Source organism: Actinomyces respiraculi (genome assembly GCF_014595995.2).
Lineage (GTDB): Bacteria > Actinomycetota > Actinomycetes > Actinomycetales > Actinomycetaceae > Actinomyces > Actinomyces respiraculi.
The window spans coordinates 2,365,066-2,378,818 of sequence record NZ_CP063989.1; the positions used below are offsets into that span (position 1 = coordinate 2,365,066).

The following is a 13,753-nucleotide window of genomic DNA, read 5'->3' on the forward strand; positions in this document are numbered from 1 at the left end:
ACAGTACACAATCGTTTGCATTGAACGCAAACGATTGCGCGAGTGCGTCGTGACCGCGGTCACGCACAGCGGGGCAGGCCTCTGGTCGCGACGACAGGCTCGAGAGAGGCCTCAGAAGCCGACCGCGACGGGCTCGGGCACGAGCGTGACGCCGAAGGCCGCCTCGACCCCGGCGATGACCTCGTCGCGCAGGGCCGCGAGGTCGGCGGCCGTGGCCGAGCCCCTGTTGGTCAGGGCCAGCACGTGCTTGGTGGACAGCGAGGCCGACGCCCCGCCGCCCACCGCGCCGTCGGCCGCGAGCGCGTCACCCTTGGAGAAGCCCGCGTGGTCGATGAGCCAGGCGGCGGAGGTCTTGACCAGCCCCTCGACAACGGGCGCCTGACGGGTGGCGACCTTGCGCGAGTGGTCCGTCACCGGGTAGCGGGGCGCCTCCTCGGGCAGGGCCGCCGCCTGCTCGCTGGTGAGAATCGGGTTGGTGAAGAAGGAGCCGGCGGACCAGGTGTCGTGGTCGGCGTCGTCGAGAACCATGCCCTTGGAGGCGCGCAGCTCAAGGACGGCCTCGCGCACCGCCCGCGCGTCCACCCGCTGCCCGGGCTCGACACCCAGGGCGCCGGCGAGCTGGGCGTAGGCGATGGGGGCGGACAGGGAGTCCTGGCGCACGTGGAAGGTGGCGGACAGCACCACCCAGCGGCCGGTGGGCCCCCACGTGCGTCCTCCGCCGACGGAGGCGTTGGTGAGTGAGCGCTTGAGGTCGGAGTCGCGGTAGGCCAGGTGGAGATCGGCGAGGGGCAGGTGGACACGTCGTTGACGCAGGCGGTCCCAGGCGCTGACGGAGCCCAGCAGCTCAGCGACCTCGGTGCCGTAGGCGCCGACGTTCTGCACGGGCACGGCCCCGACAGTGCCGGGGATGCCGGACAGGGGGGCGAAGCCGCCCCAGTCCGAGGCGATGGCCTGGCGCACGAGGTCGTCCCAGGCGGTGCCCGCGGTGGCGGTGACCTCGACGCCCCCGCAGGAGGAGTCGGAGACCAGGGTGACCTCCTGGCGGGCGTCGCGCACCACGAGGCCGTCGAAGCCGGCGTCGGAGGCAAGGATGTTGGAGCCCCCGCCGACGACGAGCAGCGGGGTGCCGGCGTCGTCGGCCTCGCGCACGGCCTCGATGAGCTCGTCCTCAGTGGTGGTCTGGGCGTAGGAACCGATGGGACCTCCCACGCGCAGGGTGGTGAGCTCCGCCATCGTCGTCGGCGTCGGAGCGTTGAGCGGGTGGGCGAGGGCGGTGACAGCCTCGGGCCAGGTGGCGGGCTCGGCCGACAGGGGCAGCAGGCAGGCCTCCTCAGTTGGGCCGGGCTCGGGTGCGCTCAGCAAGGGGACGTCGTGGTGGCTCATATCTGCTCCGCTCGGTTCTGGGCTGCGGAGCCAGGATAGGTGGCGTCCGGGTGGCGAGATAGGCGTGTGCCCGGAGCGCGCGGCTCCGGGCACATCCCGTCACTTCTTGTTGCGACGCTGGTGGCGCGTCTTGCGAAGGAGCTTGCGGTGCTTCTTCTTGGACATGCGCTTGCGGCGCTTCTTGATGACAGATCCCATGGGGACTCCTCGTAGTCGTGCGTGCCGGGCGCTCGCGGTGCCGGCTTGGGCGCCGACGGACCGACGCGGGCGCCGGGCGAGCAGTGGTGGTCGGATGGCGATGAACGCCGCGCCCACACAGGTGACCGGGCGATTCTAACGGGTATCAGGACCCCGTCGACTCCGTCTCCCCGTGGCCCCAGTCACCCAAACCGGCGGCGAGGTACTGCTCGACGGCGCGCTCGGGGACTCGGAAGGAACGACCGACCTGCATGGCGGGCAGGTCACCGGAGTGGACCATGCGGTACACGGTCATCTTCGACACGCGCAGCATGTCAGCGACCTCGGCCACGGTGAGGAACGAGGGTGCGCCCGAAGCGCCGGAGGGGGTGCGCAGACTCGACGCCATGCGTGTGGTCCCGTCTAAGGAGTTACGGACAGTGAAGGCTGCGGTTGGGTGACCGGAGCCCGCTCGGTCCCGGGCTGCCCCCGGACCGACCATGCCACTATAACCCCCAGTCCCAACAGGCGCACAGGTGAAAGAGCACCCCATCAGCCCCAGAGCCCCACCACGCCCCAGGTGTCCCACCCGACACGCCCGTCGTCTGAGTTCGCCGGGCGCTCCCGCGCCGGGAACTGCGCCCGGCCACCGGCCCGGTACACCCGCCGTCGGAACACCTCATGCGCACCCGCCGTCGGACCATGCCCGCGCCGGGACCACACCCCACCGCCTGCCCGTTTCCCCACCACCGGCCCGTTCGGGGAACAATGGCACCCGTGCCCAGACCCTCCCGCGCGCGCTCGCCCCACCCCGAGCGCCGCACTCACACCTCCGCGAGCCCGCGCCCCGTGCACCCGGGCCCCGAGGAGGTCACCGGTCGCGGCGCGCGCCTGCGTGCCCTGCTCGAGCGCACGGGCCTGCGCTCACGCATCGAGCGCGCCGCCCGCTTCACCCCGGCCCGCCTCGCCGTCGCCGTCTTCGTGGGCATCATCGCCGTCGTCACGACACTGCTGAACCTGCCGATCGCCACCCCCGACGGGCACCCCGCCATCCGCTTCGTGGACGCCCTGTTCACCGCGACCAGCGCCGTGTGTGTCACCGGCCTGACCACTGTGGACACCGCCACTGACTGGTCCCCCTTCGGCCAGGCCGTCATCATCATCGGTGCCTTCGTGGGCGGCCTGGGCATCATGACGCTCGCCTCCCTGCTGTCCTTCGCCGTCTCACGGCACGTGGGACTGACCCAGCGCATGCTGGCGGCAAGCGAGAACCAGTCCCGGCTGGGGGATGTCGCCTCCCTGCTGCGGGCCGTGCTCTACACGGCGGTCGGCGTCGAGCTGGTGCTGGCCCTCATCCTCCTGCCCCGCTTCCTCACCCTCGGCCAGGACGTGCCCCACGCCCTGTGGTACGCGGTGTTCATGGCGCTGTCGATCTTCAACAACGCCGGTTTCGTCGTCATGCCCGAGGGGCTTGAGCCCTACGCGACCGACTGGTGGATGAGCATGCCGATCATTCTCGGCACCGCCGTCGGCGCCATCGGCTTCCCGGTCATCCTCGACGTCATGCGGCACCGTACCCGTCCGCGCCAGTGGACCCTGCACACCAAGCTCACACTCACCACCTACACGGCGCTCGCGCTCGTTTCCGCGTTGCTCATCGGCATCTTCGAGTGGAGCGACCCGGGCTCGCTGGGCAGCCTGCCGCCCCACGGCAGAGTCCTCGCGGCACTGCTGTCCGGCGTCAACGCGCGCTCCTCCGGCCTGGCGACGGTCCCCATCACCTCCATGCACGAGACCACCTGGTTCCTGCAGGACGTGCTCATGTTCATCGGTGGAGGATCGGCCTCCACCGCCGGAGGTATCAAGGTTTCCACCTTCGCGGTCCTGGTCCTGGCGATCATGGCGGAGGCGCGCGGTGACGAGGACATCGAGGCCTTCGGGCGGCGCATCACGCTGTCCACCGTGCGCCTGAGCGTCGCCGTCGTCTTCATCGGGGCCACAGCCGTGGGCGTGGCGACGCTCCTACTGCTGCACGTCACGAACCTGTCCCTGGACACGATCCTGTTCGAGACCATCTCCGCCTTCGCCACCGTGGGGCTGACCAGCGGCATCACCCCGCTGCTGCCGGACTCGGGCAAGTACACGATCATCGTCCTCATGTTCGTCGGGCGAGTGGGGACGATGACCCTGGCCTCGGCGCTGGCGCTGCGCGAACGACGCCGCGTCATCCGCATGCCCGCCGAGAGCCCGCTCATCGGCTGATCACCGTCGGGGCCGACGGGCGACTAACCTGTCGGCAGCACGCGTGGGCCGCACAGGCCTGCGACCCCAGCCACAGGAGCGCTTATGGCCGCCGTCGACCGCACCGACTCGACCCTCGTTATCGGCCTGGGCCGTTTCGGCTCCGCCGTCGCCGCGACCCTCGACCGCCTGGGCCGCGAGGTCCTCGCCGTCGAGAAGGACCCGGTGCTCGTGCGCCAGTGGACGGGCCGCATCCCCCTGGTTGAGGCGGATGCCACCGACATGGAGGCCCTCGAGCAGCTGGGGGCGACGGAGTTCGGCACGGCGGTGGTGGGCGTCGCCTCCTCCCTGGAGGCCTCCGTGCTCATTGCGGGCAACCTCGTGGACCTGCAGACCCCGCAGATCTGGGCCAAGGCGATTTCCCGGGCGCACGGGCGCATCCTGCGCCGTATCGGCGCCCACCACGTCGTCTACCCGGAGTTCGACGCCGGGCAGCGCGCGGCGCACCTGGTCTCGGGACGCATGCTCGACTACATCGAGATGGAGAAGGGCGGCTTCACCATCGTCAAGATGCGCCCGCCGACCGAGCTGCACGGCTTCACCATCGGCGAGGCGCGCATCCGCTCGCGCTACGGCGTGACGGTCTTCGGCCTCATGAGCCCCGGTGAGCCCTTCGAGTACGCCTCGCCGGAGACGCTCGTCTCCCCCGAGGATGTGCTCGTCGTCGGCGGCGACGCCACGCTCCTCGAGCGCTTCGCCAACCGCGGCTGACCGGCTGCCGGGGTCGGGCCGACGCCCCGCCCGCGTTCGCGACCTCACCGGGAGGTACGCCTCACGGGCGGCATCGCGCTTCAGCATCAAGCGCGCGCCGAGAACATGGTCGCCTGCCCTGTGCGCGCCTGGATCGTGGGGTCTGAGGTCGAGGAGAGTGAGAAACGAAGCGAGCGGCGCAACGTCGGCAACAGCTTGGCGAGGTAGGGTTCGTCGTCACTGTGAATGTGCAACTCACGGCACAGGTGGGTCAGCGGAAACTCGGCGTCGAGGTCAAGCACCTCGATCCCGACCGCGACACCGAACTCGTCGAGATCGACCAGGATGCTGTCGGAGTACTCCTCGGTGCGTGCGACGGGCCGCTCGGACAGAGTGATGTAGCAGACGTCGGTGGCGGCGTCGACGACGATCGTGCGGGGCTTGGATGAGGACATGGGGCCTCCCCTCGTGCCAGTGGTGCCTGATGTCACCGTTGATAATACGCGGGCGACGCATCATTGGATGTAGCAGATGATGACAGTCACGTGACCGGCGCCGGGATGACCTCAAACTTCAGCGTACGGTCAACGCCCTCCGTCTCGTCGATGTCAACCTCAACGGTGTAGATCCCGAGCTCAATGAGAGGCAGAGTCATCTGAAGAGCGAAGACGATTCCGCGACGGTGCCCGGAGTAAGGCAGGTGTGTCGTCGTCGAGACGTCGATCTGGTTGCTCGCCTCAACCACGGTCGGATCCTCACCCGGTGAGATGAAGCGGATGGTCAGCTTGACCCACTCCCGTTCAGCCTCGTCGCACCGAATCCGTCCCGCAACGGCGAACGACGCATGAATCGGTAAGGCCTGTGCCTCCATTCGGGTGAAGGAGGCGCCGACCGTTGTCAGTAGACCACCCTGGATCGACGCATAGTCCGCGAGGAAGGCGTAGTCGAGCTCAAGCATGCGTCGAGACTACTGAGGAAAGCGTGTCCGCGGAGGAACGATGGGCAGTACGCCTTGCGTGGGGGTGGGGCTCGGGAGGGGCTGCGCACTCTTGCACGCTCAGGCTGTCAGGCCTCCGTCGGAATCCGCAGGATTCCGCGGTTTCCTGTCTTGGTGCTCTCGAGTCCTTCGGCTCCCATGTGCATGAGCAACCCCCACGCACATGGGAGCCTCAGAAGCAGTTTTCATCAAAAGAGCCCAAACAGCGGAATACCAACGAAAAGCCCGAATCGGCCAGATCACACCAGTCACATGAGCGTGCAAGCCGAACCCGGCGCACGGGACTACCGGGGCAGGCGCGCTTAAAGCACGCCCTTGAAGGAGAAGCGGTGCACGAGCCGGCCGGTCGGCAACAGGTGCTGCTTCTTGGGCCGCGCGCCCCACGAGTCGTCGCCCGCGACACCGCGCCGCATAAGCGCCGGACGGATGACGGTGCGGTCCGTCAGGGGCAGCTCGAAGTCATGCGGGGCGTCCTCAACCTCGAAGGGCGTCCACGGCAGCGCGCTGAACTCGATCTGCCCGCCCTCCGGGGCGCTCACGAGGATCCCGCGCCCGCGCCGATCCGTCACCCGCGCCCAGCGCACGCCCGTGTGCGACCCGGACTCCTGGGGGTTGAGGTAGCCGGCCATCTGCTCGACGACCTCGCTCGAGTGCACTCCCAGGCGCCCGCCACCACGACGGTCGACGTAGGTCTCCTCGGGACCCTCGCCGTAGAAGGTGAGGCGGTCCATCGTGCCCGGCACCTGGATCATCGCGGACAGCTCGGGCAGTGAGGGGACCTCACCGGTCGGGTCGAGGGTCTGGGTGACCTCGACGGTGCCATCACCGAGCACGCGGTAGCGCATCTCGCAGGTCGAGCCGGGCAGGCCGGCCAGCGCATACGTGAAGGCAACGGTGACAGACTCCCCGTCCTCCTCCACCGCAGCCGGCCAGTCGTGGTCCTCAACCAGGCGCGGGTAGCGCGAGGCGAGCTGCCAGGCACCCTCCTCGTAGGGGCCGCCGTAGCCGCGCTCGTTGGCCGTGGGCGCGTGCCAGAAGCAGGGCAGGACGGGGGCGCGCAGGAGCTCGCCGGCACCGTCCTGGGTGCGGCCGTAGCGGTAGGAGGTCAGCGCCCCGGTGAGTCCGGAGAACAGGACCTGGAAGGACTCGCCGTGCACGCCGATGTTGTGGCGCCCGCGCACGAGGACGGGCCGCGCGCCGGGGTTCCCGGCGATGGCGAAGGGTCCCGGCAGCCCCGCCGGGGCCTCGACGGTGACAACGCCCTGGTCCCAGGCGATCTCCTCGCCCGCCTCGGCCCAGGCGGTGGCCTGGCGCAGGCGGAAGGAGACGGTGATCGCGTACTCCCCCGCGGTGCCGTCCGCGCCGTCGGGCAGGGCCAGGGGCAGGGGGTAGGTGGCGCTGGTACCCGGGGCGACGTCGGTCTCGACGTCGGCGGAGGCCACGGGGACTCCCTCACGCTCGAGGGTGACGACGCAGTCGTAGGCGGACGAGTGGGTGAACAGGAAGCGGTTGGTCACGGTGAAACTCTCACGCGCAACCTCGGTACGCAGGCCCTGGAAGAGGTGGCGCACCTCCTGGATCTTGGGGGACTCGCTGTGGTCGGCGTAGAAGATGCCGTTGCCGCAGAAGTCGCCGTCGTGCGGGGACTCGCCGCTGTCGCCGCCGTAGCCCCAGTAGGCGCTGCCGTCGGGGGCGGTGAGGCGGATCGCCTGGTCGGCGAAGTCCCAGATGAACCCGCCCTGGAAGAGCGGCTCGCGCTCGGCCAGGTCCATGTACAGGTCCGCGCCGCCGAAGGAGTTGCCCATCGTGTGCGCGTACTCGCACAGGATGAAGGGCTTGTCCCGCCGCGTGGCGAGCTGGGCCTCGATCTCGGCGGCCGGGGTGTACATCTGGGAGACGACGTCGGAGGTGTCGGGACGGCGCGGGTCCCACGTGATGCCCTCGTAGTGGACGGGGCGCGAGTCCTTGGCGTGCAGCAGCGCGGCCATGTCGGCGATGTTGTCGCCGCCGTAGGACTCGTTGCCGCACGACCACATGACGATCGAGGGGTGGTTCTTGTCGCGCTCGTACATGTCGGTGACGCGGTCGACGACGGCGTCGTGCCACTGGGGGTGGTTGCCGGGGATGACCGCCTCGGGGTCCTGGCCCTGGCGGGTGACACCGTCCCAGCTGCCGTGCGACTCGAGGTTGGCCTCGTCGATGACGTAGAAGCCGTACTCGTCGGCCAGCTCGTAGAGGAAACTGTTGTTCGGGTAGTGGCTGGTGCGGATGGCGTTGACGTTGGCGCGGCGCAAGGCGATGAGGTCGAGCTCGGTGCGCTCACGGGTCATCACGCGCCCCTGCTCACCGAACTCATGCCGGTTGACACCCATGAAGACGATGCGCTGACCGTTGATCTTGAGCACGCCGTCCTCAATGCCGAAGCGACGGATGCCCACGCGCTGGGGGACGACCTCGGTGACGGCGCCATCGGCGTCACACACCTCGATGTCCAGGTCGTAAAGGTAGGGGTCCTCCCCGCTCCACAGGTGCGGGTCGGCGACGGTGAGGCGGGCGACGCCGTCGTCACCGGCGACGAGCTCGCCGACGCCGTCGAGGACGGCGCGCACCGATCCGGGGCCCTCCAGCCGGGTGCGCAGGGTGACCTCAGCGGTGCGCAGGTCTTCGCTCAGGCTCACCCCCACACGCAAGTCGGCCAGGTGCGTGGCGGGCAGGCGGCGCAGGTAGACCGAGCGGAACAGGCCGGAGAAGCGGAAGAAGTCCTGGTCCTCCATCCAGGAGCCGGAGCACCACTTGTACACGCGCAGGGCCAGGCGGTTGGCGCCGGCGTGCACGTGCGCGGTGAGGTCGAACTCGCTGGGGGTGAAGGATCCCTCGGCGTAACCGACGTAGGCGCCGTTGACCCACACGACGACGGCGGACTCAGCCCCCTCCAGGCGCAGGACGAGCCGCTCACCCGCGGGCAGGGCCTGGGGCAGGGTGAAGGTGCGCACGTAGGAGGCGGTGGGGTTGTAGTCGGTGGGCACCTGCCCGGGGTCGATGTCCTCGTGACCGTCCCAGGGGTACTGCACGTTGGCGTACTGGGGCTTGTCGTAGCCGTGGAGCTGGAGGTGGGCGGGGACGGCGATGTCGTCCCACTGGCTCACGTCGTAGGACGGGTCCTCAAACCCGTCGACGGCGAGCGAGGGGTTCCTCGCGTAGTGGAGCTTCCACACGCCGTCGAGGCAGACCTGGTAGGAGGAGCGAGCGGCGGCAGCCTCGGCCGCGCTGGCGTACCACAGGTGGTCCGAGTGCGCGGGGAGGCGGTTGTCGGCGAAGAAGGTCGGGTCGGCAAGGTGGCTGAGGTCGATGTTCACTTGACTGATCCCATGATTCCGTTGGCGAAGGAGCGCTGCAGGGCAAGGAAGACCACCATCGCGGGCAGCGACGCGATGAGAACGGCGAGCATGAGGACGCCATAGTCCGTGACGTAGCCTCCCGCGAGGTTCGACACGAGGATCGGCATCGTCTGGAACTTGACGTCGATGAGGATGATCTTGGGCCACATGAAGTTGTTCCATGCATTCATGAAGGTGACGACGGCGGCCGCCGCGTAGGTGGACCGCATCGTGGGCACGTACATGCGCGCGAAAATGGCGATCTCGCTCAGTCCGTCAAGGCGGGCGGCCTCGATGATCTCGTGGGGGAAGGAGCGTGACGCCTGCCGGAACAGCAGGATGAGGAAGGGCGTGGAGATCGTCGGCAGGATGACGGCCCACAGGGAGTTGACGAGCCCGACCTTCCCGAAGAGCTGGAACAGCGGGATCATCGTGGCGGCGAAGGGGATCATCATCGCAAGAAGGAGGATGCCCATGACGGTGTCCTTGCCACGCGAGTGGTAGACCTCGAAGCCGTAGCCGGCGACGGAGCACACGAGCAGGGCGAGCGCGGTCGTCAGCAGGGCGATGGCGGCCGAGTAGCCCAAGGCCGGGTAGAGGTTGGATACCTCCAGGAGCCGGTTGAAGTTGGCCAGCAGGTTGCTGCCCGGCGTCATCTTGGAGGACAGGACCTGGTTAGAGGTGTTGGTCGCGGAGACCACCATGAAGTACAGCGGGAAGATCGAGACGAGCGCCGCGATGGTGAGGAACAGGTAGGAGGGGACCTGGCGGAGTGTGGACTTACGCATCGCGCTTGTCACCAACCTTCATCTGGATGAGCGCGAGGACCGCGACGAGTAGGAGGATGACGTAGGACAGGGCCGAGGCGTAGCCGAAATTCGGGCTCTTGAGGAAGGAGAGCTCGTAGAGGTAGTGCGACATCGTCATCGAGGTGTAGGCGGGGCCGCCGCGCGTGAGGTTCCAGGACTCGTCGAAGAGCTGGAGGGTGCCGTTGGTGGACATGATGGCCGTCAGCACGATCATCGGCTTGAGCTGGGGGACGGTCACGTGCCAGAAGGTCTGCCAGGCGTTGGCTCCGTCGATGCGGGCGGCCTCGATGGTGGCAGGGTCGATGTTCTGCAGGCCGGCGAGGTAGAACACCATGTTGTAGCCGGTCCAGCGCCACAGCAGGCCCAGGATGATGACCAAGCGCGCGGTTATCGTGTTGCCGAGCCAGTTGACGGGGCTGTCGATGAGGTGCAGTCCCATGAGCATGTCGTTGACGAAGCCGTCGTTGGCGAACAGCGTGCGGAACACCAGCGAGTAGGACACCAGTGACACCGCGCAGGGCAGGAAGATGGCGGTGCGGAACAGGCCCTTGAACTTGAGGTTGGGGTTGTTGAGGAGGACGGAGAGCACCAGGGCGGTGCCGAGCATGAGCGGCACCTGGATGATGAGGTACACGAACGTCGTCTTCAACGTCATGATGAAGATGTCGTCGTTGAGCAGTCGCTCGTAGTTCAGCCACAGGGGCTGTGCGTAGTGCAGCCGCGTGCCCCGGCCGGTCTGCATGGACAGCAGAAGGGCCTGGAGCATGGGCCAGAAGCTCATGATGGTGATGAGCCCGGCGGCGGGAATGATGAAGACCCAGCCGGTGAGGTTACGGCGTCTTTCCGACGGCGTGGGCCGCGTCTTGGGCACGGAGGGCCGGCCCTTCGTCTTGAGCCCGGCGGCGGGGCTCACAGCTGCTGTCGCCATGGACACTCCTGACAATCCAGTTCGTGCTTCGTGGTACTGGGCGCGGTGGGGTGCGCCTCGGGTGCGCCCGGGTGTGGTCAGGGGGCGACGGTTGCCCCCTGACCACACCCGGGCGCGTGAGGGTCAGCCCATGGCGAACTCGGTGGTGTCCGAAGCGTCCTTGAGCGCGGTGGCCAGGTCCGCACCCCCCACGACCTGGGTGATCGCGGCGGAGACCGCGTCACGGCCCTCGTAGTAGTAGACGCCGGTGTTGACCGAGGGCACCTTGGCACCGAAGGCGACGACGTCGGCGTAGACGGCCTGGCCGCCGTAGAACTCGACGGGCTCGTTATAGACGTCGGACTTGCCCGCGGGGATCCAGTTCGCCACGGCGCCCGAGGACGGCAGGATCGTGTCATAGAACTCGGTGGATCCCGCGAAGGTCGACTTGAGGAAGTCTGCGGCGAGCTCGGCGTTGGCGTTGGAGGAGATGACCCACGAGGAGCCGCCATTGGCGGTGTAGTTCGTGGCTCCGGGCACACCGTCGACGGAGGGGACGTTGGTGACGGCCCACTTGCCGGACTGCTCGGTGGCGGTCTGGATCGAGCCGGAGATCCACACGCCCTGGATGGTGCCGACCACCTGCTCGCCCGTGAAGGAGCCGATGTACTCGTCCCAGGAGTTGACCTCGATGAGGATGCCCTCGTCGACGAGCTGCTTGTAGATCCCGACGGCCTTGTGCAGGACGTCGTTGTCGGAGATGTGGACCGTACCGTCGTCGTTGAACAGGGAGGAGCCGGCGGACTGGATCATCATCATGATGAGGTCGGAGGCGCCGGCCTGGCCGGAGAGCATCGGTTTGCCGATCTTGCTCTTGACGTCCTTGCCGATCTCGATGAAGCGGGACCAGGGGACGTCGGTGAGGTCGGCGATGGTGTAGCCGGCCTGCTCGAGGAAGTCGGTGCGCCAGGCGCCGATGGCGGTGCCGGAGTCGAAGGGCAGACCGTACTGGACGCCGTCGTAGTTGAAGTAGTTGGTGACTGACTCGGGGAACTGGGAGAAGTCGATGCCGGAGTCGGTGAAGTCACCGAAGATGTCGGGGTAGTTGACGATGTTCTTCTGGCCCGCCATGTTCTGCATGAGGAAGATGTCGGGCAGCTGGTCGAAGTCCTGGGACTGGGCGAGGGTCGTGAGCTTCTGCTGGACGTCGTCCCAGACGGTCTCGATGATCTCGAGCGTGAAGTCCGGGTGGTCCTTCTTGTAGACCTTCTCCGCCTCCTTCATCGCGTAGATGTTGAAGGCCGGGTCCCAGCACCAGACCTTGAGGGTGTTGCCGTCCCCGGAGCCGGAGCCCCCGGAGCCGGAGCCGCCGGAGCCGGAGCCACAGGCGGCCAGGCTGGCGGCGCCGGCGAGGGCGAGGCTGCCGATGAGGGCGGAGCGACGGGTAAGAAGACGGGACATGGAACTCTCCTCTTTGAGATCGGGGTGCGTGCAATTGGGAACGGGGCCACGCCCTGGCCGCCTCGATGTTGAGGGGCAGCGACGCGGCGAAGATGAGCACCGCGGCGCCCTAAGTGTGGCACAGGCCATCATTCGCGCCGGGGGTTCTGGCGTCCCAGACGACGCCAGTCCGGCATCCCCGGCGGGCCGGTGCTCCCAGCGCGAGGAGCACCGGCCCGCCGCGCGCGCCGCCGTGCGGCACGAGATGAGGGGCCGGGCAAGGGCCGGTCAGGAGACCGTGAAGCCCTGCTGGTTGCCGTAGGTGATGCACGCCTTCTGCCAGGCGGCGAGCCCCTCGGCGACAGAGGTCTGTCCCTTGGAGGTGTAGGCGACGCCCACGTTGTCGTTGAACACGGAGTTCGCGTAGATCTGGAACGGCAGGTAGCTCCAGCCGGGCAGCACATCCTTGGCGGCCTGGGAGAGGACCTCGTTGGCCTTCTGTCCGCCGAAGTAGTCGAACTCCTTGTTGAGGAAGTCGGCGGAGTCGAGCTCCGCGACCGTGGAGGGGAAGGCCCCGCCGTCGATACGGATCCGGATGCCGTCCTCCGCACAGCAGAACCGGATGAACTGGTAGGCCAGGGCCTGCTTGTCGGTCGCGGCCATCGCGGCGAGCGAGGAGCCGCCGTTCTCCGCGCAGGCGGGTGTGTTGGCGTCCCAACGCGGCTGCGGGGCGACGCGCCACTTGCCTGCGGCGTCCGGGACGGAGGAGATGAAGTTGCCCGGCATCCAGGCACCGGTGACCAGCGTGGCGATCGTCCCGTCGCCCAGCGCCTGGAACCACTCGTCGGTCCAGCCGCTGATCGGCGCGACGAGTCCCTCCTTGATCATCGTCGTCAGGAAGTCGGCGTACCTGTCGACCTTCGCGCCGCTGAAGTCGATGGTGACCTTGGTGCCGTCCACCGTGTAGGGGGTGGCGCCCGCCTGCCACAAGCCCGAGAGGGTGGAGCCCGCGTCACCGGTGTCGTTCGCGATGTACGTCGTCGGGTCGGCAGCGTGGATGGCGCGGGCGGCCTCGAGGTACTCGTCCCAGGTCGTGGGGATCGCGATGCCCAGGCTCGTGAAGACCTCCTCGTTGTAGAACATCGCCATCGGGCCGGAGTCGAGCGGCAGGCCGTAGACGGCGTCGCCGTCGGTCACCGACCCCCACGGGCCCTCCGTGAAGGTGCTGTTGAGGTCGCCTGCACCGAAGGCACTCAGGTCGGCCAGGGCCTCGGAGATGGAGAACTGGGGCAGGGCGTAGTACTCCACCTGGGCGACGTCGGGACCGCCCTTGCCCGCGGAGATCGCGTTCTGGAGGGAGGTGTACTGGTCCTGGGAGGTGCCGACGTTGACGACCTCGACCTTGACGTTGGGGTACTTCTTCATGAACGCCTCGGCGCAGGCGGGGATGGTGTTGTCCCACGCCCACACGAGGAGCTCGCCGCCCTCCTCGGCGGCGGCAGCGGCGGCTGAGGGGTCGGCCTTGGTGGTGCCGGATCCTGATGAGCCGCAGGCGGCAAGGGCGGCGGAGGCCACGCCCGCCACGGCGACGGCCGAGGTGGCGCGGAGGAACATTCGACGGTCGATCTTCATGATCGTTCCTTTCGGAAGAGCGCACTGTGGGTGCGATGGG

The 13,753-nt window shown here is 68.3% G+C and carries 12 protein-coding genes; 2 read left to right on the forward strand and 10 right to left on the reverse strand.

All coding sequences use genetic code 11. The annotated features are described in order from the left end of the window. Nucleotides 1–111: 111 nt before the first annotated feature. The 3 genes from ID810_RS09885 to ID810_RS09895 form a co-directional block, all read right to left on the reverse strand. Nucleotides 112–1,383: a UDP-N-acetylmuramate dehydrogenase gene (locus tag ID810_RS09885; RefSeq protein WP_166857940.1), complete on the reverse strand. Its 1,272-nt coding sequence runs from the start codon at nt 1,381–1,383 to the stop codon at nt 112–114. 99 nt (nt 1,384–1,482) lie between these two features. Next, the gene (locus ID810_RS09890; RefSeq protein ID WP_005504750.1) at nt 1,483–1,581 is read right to left on the reverse strand and encodes a 30S ribosomal protein bS22; all 99 of its coding nucleotides are present in this window, start codon (nt 1,579–1,581) and stop codon (nt 1,483–1,485) included. Nucleotides 1,582–1,726: 145 nt separating this feature from the next. After that, a complete protein-coding gene (locus tag ID810_RS09895; protein WP_166857942.1) occupies nt 1,727–1,969 on the reverse strand; it encodes a helix-turn-helix domain-containing protein in 243 nt (80 codons plus the stop codon). Nucleotides 1,970–2,241: 272 nt separating this feature from the next. Here ID810_RS09895 and ID810_RS09900 point away from each other — a divergent pair, with 272 nt between their 5' ends. Both ID810_RS09900 and ID810_RS09905 read left to right on the forward strand, forming a co-directional pair. Then, nucleotides 2,242–3,822 carry a TrkH family potassium uptake protein gene (locus tag ID810_RS09900; RefSeq protein WP_166857944.1) on the forward strand — a complete coding sequence of 527 codons (1,581 nt, stop codon included), beginning with the start codon at nt 2,242–2,244 and terminating at the stop codon, nt 3,820–3,822. An 84-nt stretch (nt 3,823–3,906) separates the two neighbouring features. Then, the gene (locus tag ID810_RS09905) at nt 3,907–4,572 is read left to right on the forward strand and encodes a potassium channel family protein (protein WP_166857946.1); all 666 of its coding nucleotides are present in this window, start codon (nt 3,907–3,909) and stop codon (nt 4,570–4,572) included. Nucleotides 4,573–4,658: 86 nt separating this feature from the next. Here the strand turns inward: ID810_RS09905 and ID810_RS09910 are convergent, their stop codons facing one another. From ID810_RS09910 to ID810_RS09940, 7 genes are all read right to left on the reverse strand, one after another. After that, nucleotides 4,659–5,006, reverse strand: a complete 348-nt coding sequence (locus ID810_RS09910) for a DUF2283 domain-containing protein (RefSeq protein WP_166857948.1) — start codon at nt 5,004–5,006, stop codon at nt 4,659–4,661. 86 nt (nt 5,007–5,092) lie between these two features. Continuing rightward, the gene (locus ID810_RS09915; protein WP_166857950.1) at nt 5,093–5,509 is read right to left on the reverse strand and encodes a DUF6941 family protein; all 417 of its coding nucleotides are present in this window, start codon (nt 5,507–5,509) and stop codon (nt 5,093–5,095) included. Nucleotides 5,510–5,850: 341 nt separating this feature from the next. Further along, nucleotides 5,851–8,904, reverse strand: a complete 3,054-nt coding sequence (gene lacZ, locus ID810_RS09920; protein WP_243856691.1) for a beta-galactosidase, LacZ type — start codon at nt 8,902–8,904, stop codon at nt 5,851–5,853. Then, nucleotides 8,901–9,713, reverse strand: a complete 813-nt coding sequence (locus ID810_RS09925) for a carbohydrate ABC transporter permease (RefSeq protein WP_166857952.1) — start codon at nt 9,711–9,713, stop codon at nt 8,901–8,903. The genes lacZ and ID810_RS09925 overlap by 4 nt, the downstream gene beginning before the upstream one ends. After that, on the reverse strand, nt 9,706–10,662 hold the full coding sequence (locus tag ID810_RS09930; protein WP_166857954.1) for a carbohydrate ABC transporter permease: 957 nt from the start codon (nt 10,660–10,662) through the stop codon (nt 9,706–9,708). Before ID810_RS09930 ends, ID810_RS09925 begins: the two co-directional genes overlap by 8 nt. 123 nt (nt 10,663–10,785) lie before the next feature. Next, entirely contained in the window at nt 10,786–12,102 is a 1,317-nt protein-coding gene (locus ID810_RS09935; RefSeq protein WP_235931646.1) for an ABC transporter substrate-binding protein, read from the reverse strand. A gap of 267 nt (nt 12,103–12,369) precedes the next feature. Beyond that, nucleotides 12,370–13,713: an ABC transporter substrate-binding protein gene (locus ID810_RS09940; protein ID WP_166857956.1), complete on the reverse strand. Its 1,344-nt coding sequence runs from the start codon at nt 13,711–13,713 to the stop codon at nt 12,370–12,372. Nucleotides 13,714–13,753 lie beyond the last annotated feature (40 nt).